Annotated in this window: 12 protein-coding genes and 1 riboswitch; of the genes, 1 reads left to right on the forward strand and 11 read right to left on the reverse strand. The window is 55.2% G+C overall.

The annotated features are described in order from the left end of the window. The 11 genes from IAG03_RS05320 to IAG03_RS05370 form a co-directional block, all read right to left on the reverse strand. Positions 1-1,626, reverse strand: a complete 1,626-nt coding sequence (locus IAG03_RS05320; RefSeq protein WP_249318813.1) for a histidine kinase N-terminal 7TM domain-containing protein — start codon at positions 1,624-1,626, stop codon at positions 1-3. A 119-nt stretch (positions 1,627-1,745) separates the two neighbouring features. Continuing rightward, the gene (locus tag IAG03_RS05325; protein WP_249318814.1) at positions 1,746-1,958 is read right to left on the reverse strand and encodes a helix-turn-helix domain-containing protein; all 213 of its coding nucleotides are present in this window, start codon (positions 1,956-1,958) and stop codon (positions 1,746-1,748) included. Positions 1,959-2,402: 444 nt separating this feature from the next. Continuing rightward, complete coding sequence (locus IAG03_RS05330) at positions 2,403-2,822, reverse strand: zinc-finger-containing protein (RefSeq protein ID WP_249318815.1); 420 nt, start codon at positions 2,820-2,822, stop codon at positions 2,403-2,405. 351 nt (positions 2,823-3,173) lie between these two features. Then, positions 3,174-3,593 carry a hypothetical protein gene (locus IAG03_RS05335; protein WP_249318816.1) on the reverse strand — a complete coding sequence of 140 codons (420 nt, stop codon included), beginning with the start codon at positions 3,591-3,593 and terminating at the stop codon, positions 3,174-3,176. 340 nt (positions 3,594-3,933) lie between these two features. Next, positions 3,934-4,155 (reverse strand): DUF5348 domain-containing protein, encoded by a 222-nt coding sequence (locus IAG03_RS05340; protein WP_249318817.1) that lies wholly within the window; start codon positions 4,153-4,155, stop codon positions 3,934-3,936. A 401-nt stretch (positions 4,156-4,556) separates the two neighbouring features. Next, complete coding sequence (locus tag IAG03_RS05345) at positions 4,557-5,249, reverse strand: ECF transporter S component (RefSeq protein ID WP_249318818.1); 693 nt, start codon at positions 5,247-5,249, stop codon at positions 4,557-4,559. Then, on the reverse strand, positions 5,246-6,886 hold the full coding sequence (locus IAG03_RS05350) for an ABC transporter ATP-binding protein (protein WP_249318819.1): 1,641 nt from the start codon (positions 6,884-6,886) through the stop codon (positions 5,246-5,248). The genes IAG03_RS05345 and IAG03_RS05350 overlap by 4 nt, the downstream gene beginning before the upstream one ends. Next, entirely contained in the window at positions 6,865-7,935 is a 1,071-nt protein-coding gene (locus tag IAG03_RS05355; RefSeq protein WP_249318820.1) for an energy-coupling factor transporter transmembrane component T, read from the reverse strand. The genes IAG03_RS05350 and IAG03_RS05355 overlap by 22 nt, the downstream gene beginning before the upstream one ends. A gap of 2 nt (positions 7,936-7,937) precedes the next feature. Further along, positions 7,938-8,753, reverse strand: a complete 816-nt coding sequence (locus tag IAG03_RS05360) for a DUF4430 domain-containing protein (RefSeq protein ID WP_249318821.1) — start codon at positions 8,751-8,753, stop codon at positions 7,938-7,940. A 33-nt stretch (positions 8,754-8,786) separates the two neighbouring features. Then, positions 8,787-11,522 (reverse strand): immunoglobulin-like domain-containing protein, encoded by a 2,736-nt coding sequence (locus IAG03_RS05365; protein WP_249318822.1) that lies wholly within the window; start codon positions 11,520-11,522, stop codon positions 8,787-8,789. Positions 11,523-11,790: 268 nt separating this feature from the next. Then, a riboswitch (cobalamin riboswitch) is annotated at positions 11,791-12,005 on the reverse strand. A gap of 1,167 nt (positions 12,006-13,172) precedes the next feature. Further along, positions 13,173-13,388, reverse strand: a complete 216-nt coding sequence (locus IAG03_RS05370) for a helix-turn-helix domain-containing protein (protein WP_249318823.1) — start codon at positions 13,386-13,388, stop codon at positions 13,173-13,175. A 217-nt stretch (positions 13,389-13,605) separates the two neighbouring features. Between IAG03_RS05370 and IAG03_RS05375 the strand changes: the two genes are divergently transcribed. Beyond that, the gene (locus IAG03_RS05375; RefSeq protein WP_249318824.1) at positions 13,606-13,794 is read left to right on the forward strand and encodes a ribbon-helix-helix domain-containing protein; all 189 of its coding nucleotides are present in this window, start codon (positions 13,606-13,608) and stop codon (positions 13,792-13,794) included. Positions 13,795-14,990: the final 1,196 nt, after the last annotated feature.

Raw genomic sequence — 14,990 nt, forward strand, 5'->3', positions numbered from 1 at the left:
CTATGCACCGTTCACTCCTCCTATCAGCGTGCGAATAAGCCACAATCCGTCCTCCTGTTTAACGGTTACATTCGAAGAAACGAGGAAAGACAGATCCGCGGCACACTCCACCGAAAGAACCATCTCACTGTCGGATACGGAAATAAACAAAGAATGCAACTCATTTATCGCTGCTTCCGCGACGATCTTCAAAAGATCGAACAAACGCACCACCTCTGACAAAAGCATCGGTTTTGTTGTATGATAGGCCGCACTGCACTCTGTGCCGCAAACGGTCATGACCCTCACCGCCTCGTCTACAGTCAGCCGGAGCTCCTGCTGCGGCAGAAACTTATATTCCAGGCTGAGAAAATACAGATTGGCGCCGCGCTTGATGTAAGTGCCAAGCAGAAGAATTCTTTTCAGCAGGTTTTGTATTTCGACAGGCTCTGCACCCTCGCATTGTTTCAGCAGTTGCCCGATCCTGGCAATCTGCTTTCCGTACTTTGTTTCCAATTCGTCATAAATGCGGTTTTTTTCGGTCAACTCATTCAGCTTTTTCTGTATGAGATAAGCTTCCAGCAATTTCTCTTTGTTGTTTTTTATTTTGGTCTTGTTTTCGCTTAATTTTTCGCGAAGTTCGGTCAGCGGGCGCACATTATCCTGCCAGACGGCATATCCTCCGCTGATCGGTGCCGAAGAAATGCGTATTCCGTCGGGACGGATGATCTGAAGTCCGTCCTTCGGGCAAACCATATCTTCATCTGCAGTCCGGGAACGGAGAACGATCTCTCCGTTACGGTCCGCAACACATGCTGCCAACGTCGTTGCCTCGAACAGTTCGACATAGCCTGTATTGGACTGTATCATCCGGCATCGTATACAGCTTTCATAAATTGCTGCATATAACAGGCAAAACATCACATTCATATCGCCGAACCACCAGCGTACAGCCGGCAGCCCCGACAGATACAAAATCCCATACAGAACCGTTGCGCAGCCTATAACAAACGGTGCAAGCTTCTTTTTGGGGCTGCTCGGGACGCGGCTTTTCTTCAAAAGGAGGATAAGCGAAAAAAGCATACAGATCACCATCCAGCCGAGGCAGCAGAAGTAAACGGGGCCGTGGGAATAGGAATAATTGTCCGGTCCTCCCGGCACGCCGCTGCTGAAAGCAAATGCCTGTTGATGCAGGTCGTTGGTGATCACCAGCAAAAACAGCACAGCCGGAATGACGGCCAAAGCGCCGATCCTTCCGGTCAGGCGAAATTCCTCCGACTTTCCGAGAGATAGAGCAATGTACACCCCAAGCAACGGGATGAAAAGCATTGGCAGATAGTAAAGATACCAAATGTACCGTGCTACTGTCAAACTAGTAACAACTTCATATTTCAGCGTACGCAAAACAAGCCACACAAGCATAAGTGCCGCTGTCAGGCGCAAGCAGTGCAGTGCCTGCTTCTGTATAATACGGAGGTCGATGGAAAAGCCCCACAGGGAAAACAGCAACAGATAAAGCGCCGCACGGATATAGCTCACACAAACACCGCCGATGTCGAACATGGCAAGCAACCTGCAAGAATAAGCCGCCGCAATGATCGTAAAAACAAGGATCATCGGGAGCAACTGTTTCGTTTTCCGTTTCATTGGGTGAATCTCTCGCTTTCTCTCTCGCAGACAAGGATCGGTCCCTTGGCGATTTTATGTGTTTTTCGGCAGGGCGATTCCAAATGTGCATTTACCAAAGGCAGTATACAAAGACATCATCAAATCTCACTGTTGAACACAAATTCCATCATGTCATTCGGCGTACAGTTCAGTGCTTTGCAGATTTTGCCCACGGTTTCAACCGTGATATTTTCATTCCTGGTCATTTTGGAAACGACATAGTTGCTGATGCCCGCAGCCTTTTCAAGGTCTTTCTTTTTCATATCCCTGTCGATCAGCATTTTCCAGAGTTTTTTATAGCTTATATCCATACCGTCAGCCTCGATTCAAACAGGATTTACTCCGAAAATAGGAACAGTCGGTCTTGGCTGTTTAAGAAAATAATATCATATTTCTTGCAAAAACGCAATGTTTTATAAAGCGATGAATTTAATTTCCTTGCATTTTTTCTTTTCGTGGAGTGGGGAAATAAGGCACGGGCATGACAATCAGTAACTCTTATTAGCCCCTCATTTGATCTCCTGTTCAAGTAGAAGTGTATCGGCAGCTTTTGGATTTTTTAGTTTCGGTCTTATTGGTTTCGACCTCTTAATATCTCTTTTGTGAATCGGTATGTAATATTGTTATATAACAACAGCCGGAATGGGTTGAACAGTGCCTAATTTTTGCTCACTAAAAATCCCGAAAAAATGTTGCCACAGCATAGAAATATCATCTGCCGGTGAGTAAAGTTGCTTTGTGATTTTACACTCTTTTCATTTAGTACATACTTTCGCTACGATATCCTTCAAGCAATGCCGCAAATGGTTTCGCCCAATACCTCGCATCATAGGAATTTTCAGCATTATCACCGAGTGCATAATCAGGTCGACCAGCCACTGATATGCGTCCTGCTTACTCATATAACCGGATTCATAAAGCTGGTCAAAACAATGGTGCGCTGTGCGGCGCAATGTACGCAGCTCGTGATTGGCCATACTGCCGACCGGAATATTCGTGCCGGTATGGACGCGGACATACGAGTCGCATTCGGGATAGCGGGAACACACATAAAGCATGGTCCCACTGGAATTGTCGCGGTAGATCCCGTCTGCACTTCTGTACACAACAGGACTGCCGCAGTAGGGGCACCGCATGCCCCGATCAAACTCCTTTCTTTTCTTCTTTTTATTCATCGTTCAATATTACCTCCGAGAAAAACAAAAAGCCGGAAGAACTGCATTAAAACATACAGCACAAATGATCACTGTATGGATTCAAGCAGCCTTCCGGCTATCATATTCAATTGCCTGCGTTGTTGTGGACTTGCTCAGTGCGCAAATCCGTAACGATTCCTTGCCTCTTCCCGAGGCGAAGTCTGACGCCATACCATAGACGTATCGAGAGCCTGAACGCAAGCTCCTGTTATATTTTATAGTACAGCAGAGAAGTGCCGAAAAGTCAAGGTTTATCAGCGTTTTCGCGCCGAATTTTGCGAAAAATACCGCAAATTTCCCGCTTTTCTCTGTCAGACTCAGTCTGGGGGATTATTCCTCGTCTTCCTCGTCTTCCTCGTCATCCGGCGCCTCATTTTCACGCTTTTTCCTGAGAATCTGCATGACGATCAGCGTGCCGATTGCAATGACCATACCTCCTGCAAAGAGGATGATATGCAGCGTCGGGATGCCGGATGCGGCTTTCTCATTTGGCGCAGAGTTTTGCTCTGTTGCGGCAGGAGCTTGCGTCCGGTCTGTTGAGTCCGCCGTATCCTCCGGTTCCGGAATCGAAGTTGAGGAATTCATACAGGTCAGAATGTACTGGGAGCTGCCGCCGATCTCAAGGCGGAGCACGCCATCCGGCTCAACCTTGACGGCGCCGGGGTAAACCCCGGCGTCCGTCTTGAGCTGGAACTCTACGCCCGACCATGATGCGCCAAGCTGGATCTCCAGTTGTTCTGCTTTTACCACCCTGCAGCTCGCTGCCGTCTGTACCTTGCTGCGCCGCATAGACCGGTGTGACCGGAACGCAGAGAATGCAAAGCAGCGACAGGATCAGGAGAATGCCTTTTGTCAGTTTTGCTTTCATTTCCTTGCCTCCCTTTTCAGTCTGCAAGAAGCTTTTTCTTGCGGGAATAAAGGATCGCACCAATCAGGACGCCAAGGCTTGCGAGCATCAGACTTAATGCCTTTGCCGGCCGGCAGGGGATCTCTTCGCAGTTTTACCCATTCATACTTCATCAAGCATTTCAACATCAGCGCCTCCTTCCTTGGAATAATAAAAAAACGACCTTTCCGTCGTCACATAGTATCAGTCTTCAATTCTTACAATCCGTCCGTTCAGCTTGATCCGCTTCACGCCTTTGAGATACCAGAACTCGCCGAGTTCGATTCTCGTCGGGATCCATTTTCCGTCAAGCAGCACCTCCAGCCGTTCTCCGCAGTGAAGGCCGCCGTAGTAATCCAGCGGCCCGAAGCGAATGTCCATCCGTCCGATCACATCATCATAAATCAGTACACCTTGTTTTTTCATCCTCATCCTCCTCGTGAAATAGGAAAAGCCGAATGAGTTTCCATGCTCATTCGGCTTTTCTGTGTGACAGGTATTAAATATGTTTTGCTCGGCTGCCTATAAATTGGCTCCTCCTTTCGGGCATATTAAAGTCGAATTATGCCCGGGTCTCGAATCTAATTCTTGGACAAAATCAGCAAAACCCCAGTGTTTATGCGGCATAATCCTCTTTGTGTTATTATACCGCAATCATTCGTCCGCAATACAATTAAATGCCGTCTGCCGCGCCGAAACGCCGCATCCAAACTGCAATCACATGCCTAACCAAAAAGCAGCTGCAAAGCGGCATGTTTCCGCTCTGCAGCTGCCAAAATTATCGCAATTTCATAAAAAGTCGCACGCAAGAATGTGATTAAGCGCCCTCACCGGATGCCGAATTTCAGCCGGATCCGCAGCAGCATCCGCCGCCACGGCGCATAAAGCAGCAGTAAAAATACGAGCGTTGCGCCTGCGTGCGTCAATGTCGAAGGCACCCCCGCCGCATACCCGGCCAACGCCCCTTGCCACGTCAGCGGCGTCACAAATCCGACCACGTACCAGGAATCCATAATCACGCCGAACAAAAGCGCCGCCAAAACGCCGTACCCGTACACCGCCCAGCGAAACCGGCGGAACACACCCGCCGCTTCCAAAACGCCGGCTAAAAAACCGGTCAGCCCCCAGGCATACATCTGCCACGGTGTCCAGGGTCCCTGTCCGAAAAAAAGGTTTGAACAAAACGCAGCCAGCGCGCCGCACAAAAATCCGCTCTGTCTGCCAAAGCAGACCCCGCAGAGAATGACAATCGCCGTAACCGGCTTGACGTTCGGCACCGCCGCAAACAAGATCCGCCCAGCCGCCGCAACCGCCGAAAGCACCACAACCGGCATCATTTCGCGCGGTTTCGGGCGTTCCGTTTCAAACCGCAGAAAGAACGGAACGAGCGCCGCGCAAACCGCAAGCAGTGTCAAAAGCGCCGTTGACTCCGCGCCGGTCCATGCACAGATCATGAGCACTGCCGGCACCAGCACCAGCATGCACGGCTCCAAAATTTTCAAAACCGTCTCCCGTCTCATTTGCGCACCACATCCTCCGGCAACACGCAGCCGGGCAGCAGTCCGCGCGTGATTCGATTTGTCCCCGTCGTATAGACGGCGTTCCCGCAGAAAAACGCCCGGCCCTCTGCTGTCGAAACCGCACTTCCGGCAAACAGCATCGTGCAGCGGTCCGCAAGCGCCGCCGCAAACGGCAGATCATGCGTCACAAGCAGCACCGTGCGCCCAGCGTCACTCTGGGCGCGCAATAACCCGCCAAGCGCCGCCTTCGAACAGGCGTCGATTCCTTTCGACGGCTCGTCGAGCAGCAAAATTTCCGGACGCGTCAGCAAAAGCTTGGCAAGCGCCGCACGCTGCAGCTCACCGCCGGAAAGATCATACGGATGGCGCGAAAGCAGCGGCAAAATTCCGAGTGTTTCTGCCATTTCCCGCATTTTCTTCTCCGAATAGGAAAACTGCCCGGAAAGCTCCATCAGGTCGCGCAGCAGCGTCTCCTGCCCGAAAAGCATTTTCGGAGACTGCGGCAAAAGCGCCGTTCGCAGTCCCTTTTGTATCCGAATTTTTCCCCGCGAAGGCCGTTCTGTGCCGGAAAGCAGCCGCAGCAGCGTGCTTTTTCCGCTGCCGTTTCCGCCGAGCACCGCGTGAATTTCTCCTTTTCGCACCGAAAGATCCAGCCCGCGCAGCGCAAAGTCCGACTCCGGCGTATAGCGATACCAGACATCCCGCACCAAAAGGGCCTCCTGCACGCCCGGCGATTTCTCTGCCGGCGAATTTTCTGCAGGATCCGGGCGCCGCAGCCATTCCCCGCAGGAAGCCTGCAGATACGCTCTTCCCTCCCGCACGGTAATCGGCGGCATCTCATCCGGCAGCGTCGGCAGCTGGGAAGCCGCCGGAAGCGCCGCCGCAAACGCATCTCCGCGCAAAGACGCGGCAAATGCGCGCGGGGGCAAATCCGCCCGAAGCGCACCGCCCTCCAAAAACAAAACGCGGTCCGCAATCGGCAAAACTTCCTCAAGATCATGTACCGAGAGCACTACCGTCATGCCCGTTTCCCGGTTGAGCCGCTGCAGCAGCGCCAGAAAATTCTCAGCGGCAGCCGGATCGAGCTGCGCCGTCGGCTCGTCGAGCAGCAGCATCTGCGGGCGCATCGCCGTCACGGCAGCAAGGCTCAAAAGCTGCTTTTGGCCGCCGGAGAGCGCATCCGTCCGGCGCGAAAGATCCCCGCCGATTCCGAAAAAATGCGCTGTCTCCGCAACCCGCCGCCGGATCACCGCGGGCGGCATACAGAGATTTTCAAGCCCGAACGCCAACTCATGCCCGACCGTATCAGTGACAATCTGATTGTCCGGATCCTGCATCACAAACCCGACCGCGCTGGGCGCCGCCCCCAAACAGAAATGCCGTTTTCCAAAAAAGAGACGCTCTCCCCGCCGATATTGCCGTCTGCCCGGCGCCCTTCGGCCGCAAAAGCCCGACACCGTTCCGACCGGCGCAATTTCCGGCTTCATCAGGCGCAAAAGGGTCGTTTTGCCGCTGCCGCTTTTTCCGCAAAGCAGCACAAATTCGCCTTCCCGAATCGTCAGCGTGAGGTTCCGGAGCGCCTCCTCGGAAGCGCCGGCATATCGAAAGGAAAAATTTACAAACGAAAACGCCGCCATAAGAGACGATCCCTCCCCTCTATCAAAAGTGGAAACAGCAGCAGCAACGCATAGGGCGCAGCCGCCCAAACCGGAAGTGCCGGAATGGCCATTTTCGGGTAGAACCGCGCCCGAAAGAGCGCCATCATCCCTGCACTAAACGCCGCCAGCGCGCCGAAAAGCACCAGCAGCGCCCAATCTCCTGCCCGCAGCGGACGAGATTGCCAGGCCGTACGCGCCGGGCCTTTTTTTCTGCGCATCCCGGAATATCCCCGCGCCCGCATCGCGTCCGCCGTCTCAATGGCATCCTCCATGGTCATTCCTACGAGCACCGTTAAGTTTTTGAGCCGCAATTTGTTTTGCGTTTTTTTAGAAGCCTTCTCCTCGATGCCGCGGCGCACGTCTGCGTCCGCTTTACATAGATCCTGCGGTGCAGCAGTCCCGCGGTCGCCGCTTTCTGCGGCAGCGCGCACCCCTTGCCGCTTCCTCGGCATGCCGGCACACATCGCTGTACACGCCGCGTTTGGCGGATCCGGTTCGGCCCATGCAATCGGCTCCGCCTCTCCGCGCTGACCGACGAGCGCCTTTTGTGCAAACGAAATTTCCGCCCCTCTGCGCGCAACCAGCGGGATAAACCGCAGCGTCATCGAGACCGTCATCGCCGCAATCGGCAAAATCCGCCCGAACAGGCAGTAAAACCGGTCACTCGTCATCAGTTCCTGCCAACACTGGAACCAAACAAGCACCGAAAGCAGCATCATACCGGCGCAGCCCCCATACCAGAGCGCTTCGACCGTCACCGGGCGGCTGCCAATATAAAATAAAAGCGTCGCGCCGGATCCGCCGAAAAGCGGATTACAAAGCGCGACCGCCAGTGCAAAAAGCGCAAAAAACCAGGAGGCGCGCAGAAATTTCCGCGCGCCTTTGAGAACCGCAGCATATGCGCACCCGCAAATCAGCGAAATGCCGAGAAACACCGGGTGCATCGAAACCATCGAGAGCGCCGCCGCTGCCACAAGATACAGCAGCAGCACCGCAGGATGGTATGTTTCAAAAACATGACGCTTCAAGCTTACAAATCCTTTCCGCCGTTACAGGTATACCGCCACTGAATCACGTCCCCGTCCGAAAGCGTATATGCACTGCAGCTTTTTCCCGGATAGCTGCCGTTGACGCTGTACATCCAGCCGCTCTTTCCGCCGTAGTCCTTTTCGGAAATTCCGCCGATCGAATAGACATACATCCCCATCGACGAGGAACTCGCGCCAACCGTCAGCCCGGTCTGCATCAGCGCGTCATACACGCTGGCGCCCGGAGAGAGCTCCACGGTCGTTGCGCCGAGCAGCCATCCGCCGTATCCGGTTTCCGGCCCTTTTGCATCGGCAGTCTCGCAGTCAACGGAAATGCTGACGTAGATGACCGGATCCGGTGTCGGTGTAGGCTTCGGGGTCGGCTTGGGCGTGGGTTTTGGGGTCGGTTTCGGGGTCGAAACCGGCTTCGGCGCCGCACTGGACGAAGATTCCGGCGCAGAGACGCGTTCCGCGCCGCCATGCTCCGGAGACGAATCCTCCGGAGACGCAGCGCTACTGGAAGGATTTTCTTCCGGATTTGACGCCGCGCTGCTGCTTTTTCCCTCTTCCGCATCGTTTCCGTCAGAAGATGCATCCGGCTTTTCATCCGGCTTTCCTGCCGAAACACCGGACGCGTCCCCGTCCGCAGCGGTCTCCGGCAGGCCGGAAGCCTCGCCGGAAACCGATTCCGAAACGGTACTTTCGCCGCTCTCAGCATGCGGCGAGGCGCTCTCCGGCGCCGCGCATGCCGAAAACAGCAGAAAAATCAAAGCCAGCAGCAGCGCCGCAACGCGTTCCCGCCGCGGTAGCCGCATCATTTTGAAAGAATTTTTACAAGCGCGCATGGTTTGTCAACTCTCTTTCCGCAGGGATCGGATCCGCAGCAGCACAAGGCCGCAAAGCGCCGCCGCAAGAAGCAGCATTCCGTACAGCAGAATCGGCGCAGCGTCGCCGGTCTTCGGCTGCGATTCGCTTGCAGAGGCCGCACTGCTCTCTCCGCCGGACGAAAGGTCGCTCGACGGATTTTCGCTTCCCGAAGAAGGATTCGAGGAATTCGATTCCTCCGACGAAGATCCGCTGGAAGACGGCGTCTCCTCGTCTTTCACACTGGAGCGGATCGCAAACAGCGTACCGCTGTCGTTCGTATAGTAAAGCGTGCCGTCCGCGCCGGCAATCGGGCTTGCCATGCAGTAGTTCTCCTGCATGCCGGAAGGCGTATAAACCGCCTTTGCGGTACCGGCCGCCGGATCAAACACATACAGTGCGCCCGGCGTCGTGTTGGAGGTCACATACGCATACGGCTTGCCCTTGACTTTGGAAACGACCGGTGCCGATTTGACGTCTGCGGGCAGCTCTGCGCGCGCAGTTACCTGCATCGTCTCCGCATCAATTGCACAGACCGCGCCGGCATAGTTCTGCTCCGCGCTCTGTGCGCCGCCGACATAGAGCACGCCGTCCAAAATGGAAGGCGAAGAGGTGCTGCTTGCCGCAAAGGAAACGCTGCTGACGCTGCCGAATTTGCCGTCTTTGCCGACCGCAATGCGGTGGAGTTTTCCGTCAGCCGAAACCGCGAACGCCCGGCCGCCATCTGCGACAACCGTCGAGCGGATCCGCGCGCCGGCATTCCATTTGTCCAGCAGTGCGCCGGTATTCGGATCGAGCGAAACAAGGTCTCCCTTGTCGTCTCCGATTACAATCGCGCCGTTTACCATCGCCGCACCGGCCCAGTAGTACCCGGTGCCGCCCGGCGTATATGTCCAGACCGTCTCACCGGTCTGCGCGTCGAGGCAGAACACCACGCCGTCATAGGAAGACGTCCAGTCTGCCGCAGCGGTCGCGCCGTAGAGTTTTCCATCCTGATAGAGCAGCGAAGAAAGCGACTGATGCGCTTCTCCGTCTTCTTTTGTCTGATAATCCGCCGAAACCCAAACCGGCGTGAGCGTATCCGCGGAGAGCGCTTCCACCGCGCCGCCTGCAATCGGGACAAAAATCAGGCCGTCCGCATAAACCGGACGCGATGTATATCCGATCGGAGCCGCCAGCACAGCGCTCTGCACTGTTTTTCCGTTCTCATCGAGCACAAACAGGTTTTTGCCGACCGCAAGATACGTCTTTCCGTCAATCAGCAGGGGATCCGAAACACCGGTCTCCCAGGCGGAAGCGTCCTTGAGAGCAGCCGCCCATTTGAGCGAAGCTTCTTTTTCGCTGCGTGCGGTTTCTGCACCGGTCGTACCGGATGCCGCGCCGCGGTACTGCGGCCATTCTGCATCCAGCGCCGTCGCCGACGCGACCGCTACCGTATAGGAAACGCCGTCCTCCGCAGCAAACGCGAGGGTCTCGCCCGGCTTTGCGACATAGCCGCCCTTCCCGTCAGCAGCGCCGCCCGTCACCGTGACATCGGAGCCGTCGCTGGACTGCGGGGTCAGCGTCACGTCCGCAACGCCGATCGGCAGCTTTACAAGATACGATTTGACATCCGCGGAAAAGTCGAGCATTCCGGCGGACGGGACAATTGCTTTTAAGGATGCCGGAGCAGCAGAGGCTGCAGGCACCAGGACCTGGAACGTACGCGTCTCGCTGGCGCCGGCCTTTTTGACCACCGCCGTCAGCGTAACGGTCTGATCCGTTTCCCCGCGCGTGACCTTGCCGTCTGCCGCAATGACGTCCGGCTTGTCGGAAGTCCAGGAAACCGCTGTTTTGCCGCTTTTGCCGATCGTCGGCAGCGTCAGATCGGTTTTCGTGCGGTTCGGCACCGTCAGCGCCGCGAGATCCGCCTGCACATACTGCGCATCGGCGTCCGGATCCGACGCCGTGACCGTAATGGTTGCGCTCGGGCGCGAAATGTCCGCGCGCGAGGCCGAAACCGTATAGACGCCCGGCGTGTCAAACGCGACCTGCGCGGAGCCGTCCGCCGCCGTCGTGATGCCGGAAGGAATCGTCGGGGAAGCGCCGTCCGAAGAGAGAATCAGGCTTGCGCCCGAAACCGGAGCGCCCGTTCCGCCGAACACGCTCTGGCCCATCAGCCGAAGCGATGCAGGTTCCCCGGCCTCCACCGTCAGGGACTGCGTCTCAAAATAGGCATAAAACGCAGTATTGGGATAGTTCATGGCATAGACAACAATCTCGTCGCCGTCCGAAATCGGGCAATCCGCCATGTTATAGCCATAGCTGCTGCCTTCCGGCGTCGGGTACTGGTCGTTGACCATGAACATATAGAAGTGCGAGGAATCCGGCGCTGCGTCGCCGTTTGCATAAGTATACAAAATCGAGGAAAGGTTGCTGTAGCTGACCTCCAGGATTTCGTAGACATCCTCCGCCTCGCTGTAGCCCTCCTGGACGAGATACTGCGCGAGCGCGTGGATCGGGGTGTCAAAGCCGGGGTCCGTCTCCGACATTCCGAAGTCGGCAAAGGTCTGATGCATTGCCGGCATCGTGACCTCGGTCGGCGGAATGAGCGTCGAATCCATCAGCTCAACCCGTACCGTGACGGTCTTCTCGCCCTCTGCTGCGCTGACCGGGCAGACACACATTGCCGCCACAAGGACCAGCGCAAGCAGCAATCCGAGCATGCGTTTGGTTTGTTTCATTTGCTTCCACTCCTTTGGCGCAGAAGGACTCTGCGGCCGTAATGAAATCCCCCATTCGGGGAACGCGCGCTTTTTCATCCGCAATGCCTGAAGATGTCCGCACAGTGCGCCGACCACTTCAAAACAGCAAAAGCGCATAAAAAAAGCCCGCAAAATGCGGGAAGCCCTGCAAGCCTGAAAAGTTCCGGGTACGCCGAAAAAGCGCTGCAATCCGAAGCGCGCAGGCCATACAGATTTATACCAGCTCCGCCCTTTCCCGCCGAAAGGGGAGCGTCACAGCATCGGGGCAGGTCTTCCGGCTCCGGGGTCGTCCCGAAAAAAACGCCTTCCCGGCCAATCGGCCAGTGGCCGGACGCACAAGCGTCCCTGCTTTTTTCAGTCGCCCGTTACGGCAGCGGGGGCTGCGCCCGAATTGCACGGGCTTCCCTCTTCGCGCACGATGCGCCACTCTGCACACCGCGCGACCTCGCGCTGTTTTGCAAAATACCGGCACGGCATTCTGCAAGCAATACTACTATACCACATCTCTCATTTCTTGTAAACACACACGCAGTGTGTTCCACCGCGGACACACAGCGTCTTTCTCCGCGCCGGAGATTTTCTCCGTTCTGTGGCTGAGCGGACGCGAGAGGGCACGTCTACCGTTCCGCACGCGTAGCGTGTTTCACCGCGGACACGAAGTGTCTTTCATCGCGCCGCACGCGTAGCGTGTTCCGTCGCGCTGGAACTCTTTTCCGTTCCGTGGCGCACTGGACGCGAGAGGGCACGTCTGCCGTTCCGCACGCGTAGTGTGTTCCGTCGCGCCGGTCGCTTTCTCCGTTCTGTAAGAATCGTGGACGCGGGAGCACGCGAAGCGTGTTTCATCGCGCCGGAACTCTTTTCCGTTCCGTGGCGCGCTGGACGCGAGAGGACACCTCGTCCGTTCCGCAGATTTCTGATTTACCGCTCTGAAAAGTTTCTCCGTTTTTTGACCAGACGGACGCGAGAGGCCACGTCTACCGTTCTGCGACTAATTTTTGTTTCGCTATTCACTCTTTGCTTGCAAAAGTCAAATGCATTGCCCGCCGTACGTTCCGCCTGTTGTTTGATTGCCCGCCGCAAATTTTCTGCAGATTTTTAAAAAACATTTTCGGCTTCCTGCATTCGGATGGGCAGCATTCTCACAACAGCCCGGGCGCGGAAGCGCCGCGTCTGAAGACTTCCTCTTTCGCAATCACTCGCCAAAAACGAGACAGCTTCGTTTCATTCTCCATGCCTTCGACACGCGGCCGGTGCGCATTCGCGCACCCAGGCCAATTTGGTCCATAGGACCCAATTGGCCGCTTCCGCGCCCGGGCTGCTGGAGAATGCGGACACAGAGTGTGTTTCACCGCGGACACGCAGTGTCTTTCATCGCGCCGGGGATCTTCTGCGTTCTGTGGCCGAATGGACGCGGGAGGACATGCCTACCGTTCTGTGGGCTTTCCCGTTCCGCGATTTTCTGATCTCCTGCGCCAGCGGTTTTCTCCGTTCTGCACACGCGTAGTGTGTCTCACCGCGGACGCGCAGCGTGTTTCACCGCGGACACGAAGTGTCTTTCACCGCGCCGGAGATTTTCTCCGTTCTGTGGCTGAGCGGACGCGAGAGGGTGCCTCTACCGTTCTATATTATTTACGCCTCTTTTTCTTGCCAATCAAACACGAAAAGTTCGTTTGGACTGCAATGCAAAACCTGGCATAGCGTTTCGATATTTTTATACTGAATGGATTTCGTTTCATTTTGAATCATTTTCAAAAAATTTTGATAACTCATGTCCAACTGTTTACTAAGCCAATATTTGCTTTTGCCTTCTTGTTCAAGAAGTGCAAGTACATTTAATCTAATCATATTGTATGTCTCCATTATCTAATGTTTTGATTATATAATGAAGCATTTTTACTCTCGACATACAGACTATTACATTATATAATGTAAACATACAGTATGAATTCATCGCGCATAACACATCTTAATTGTATTCTATTTTTTCATGCATTTTGTATGCGGAAAAAGAATCTATTTTTTAGAACCCATGTGCAGTAAAATAGAAGCTGAGGTGAGCCGGATGTCCTCCTTTATTCCAAAAAATTATCAAAAAGAAGCCATTACTATCCGGATTCCCGCAGAGCTTTTGGGACAAATCGATCAGCTTGCTCTGGAATTTCAGATCAGCAGAAGCGCGCTCATCAATCAGTGTCTTACCTACGCCATCGACAATTTGCCTGCCGATCTCGAAAAATCCAATCAAAAATAAAGAATTTTTGCGGCGCGCCTTTCTATTCGCGCATCTTTTCCATTTTTATCAGCAAACGGCGCGAAGATCTCCTCGTGATATCCCGTTTCATCGTCACTCTCCTTCGCGTCGGTCTGCATCGGCCCGGTTTCCGGATAGTACGGAAGCCGGGCCGCTTTTATTTTGTTTTTTATCTGCGCACAAAAACCTGCCCGCCGCCAAAACGCAGGCGCCCAGGCTGCAGACTTTTAAGGCCAGTTACACACTGCCGCCCAAAAACTCCGGTCTGCACCCGAAAGCCGCTTCTTTGCAGCTTCGCGCCTCCCATCAGCAGCTTCTCCGCGGGCGCCGTGGCACGGACAAACCGCGCGTTTCGGAAAATCTGCGCAACACGCTCCCCAGCGCATCGACGCGCGGTCGCCACACGCCGCGAAGCCGCGTGTGGCCAAGCCGGTTTGCCCGCAAACCGGCGTCCGTGCCACGGCGCCTGCGGAGAAGCGGAGCGCACTTTCGGCAATTTTGCCCTAAAAAAGCCCGTCTCCCCAGTTCATCGCTTGTTCCGGAATATTTCCCGCTTCACGCCAGACCCTGCCGATCCCGCCGAAAAAAGACCGAATCTCTGACCGGTACAACGCATCTTGACCCTCCAGACAAAAAAGCGGACACCTTTGCACAGAACAAAGATGTCCGCATATTTCCAAACCGCCACGTTCCGTATACCAAAAACGCACCCGCCGAACGTCCCGCACAGGAAAGGAGTACGCCGCACAGCGAAACGTTCCGCATGCAATCCACCGCAAAAAGCGCAGAAAAAACCGCGAAATGGTAAACCTCTGCGGCATGGAAAATCAGAAGGCCCTAGAACGGCAGAAGCCCCCTCTCGCGTCCGCCCGGCTCACAGAACGGAGAAACTTTTCAGAGCGGTAAATCAGAAATCCGCGGAACGGACGAGGTGTCCTCTCGCGTCCAGCGCGCCACGGAACGGAAAAGAGTTCCGGCGCGATGAAAGGCACTTCGTGCCCGCGATGAAACACGCTTCGCGTGCTCCCGCGTCCAGTGCATTTTCAGAGCAATGCAAACTTCTATGCGACGGCGAGTAAAAATTAGCCGCGGAACGGCAGGCACGTCCTCTCGCGTCCAGCGCGTGTATAGAACGGAGAAAATCTCCGGCGCGATAAAACACACTGCGTGTGCGCGGTGAAAGGCACTTCGTGCCC

Source organism: Yeguia hominis, from assembly GCF_014384705.1.
Lineage (GTDB): Bacteria > Bacillota > Clostridia > Oscillospirales > Acutalibacteraceae > Yeguia > Yeguia hominis.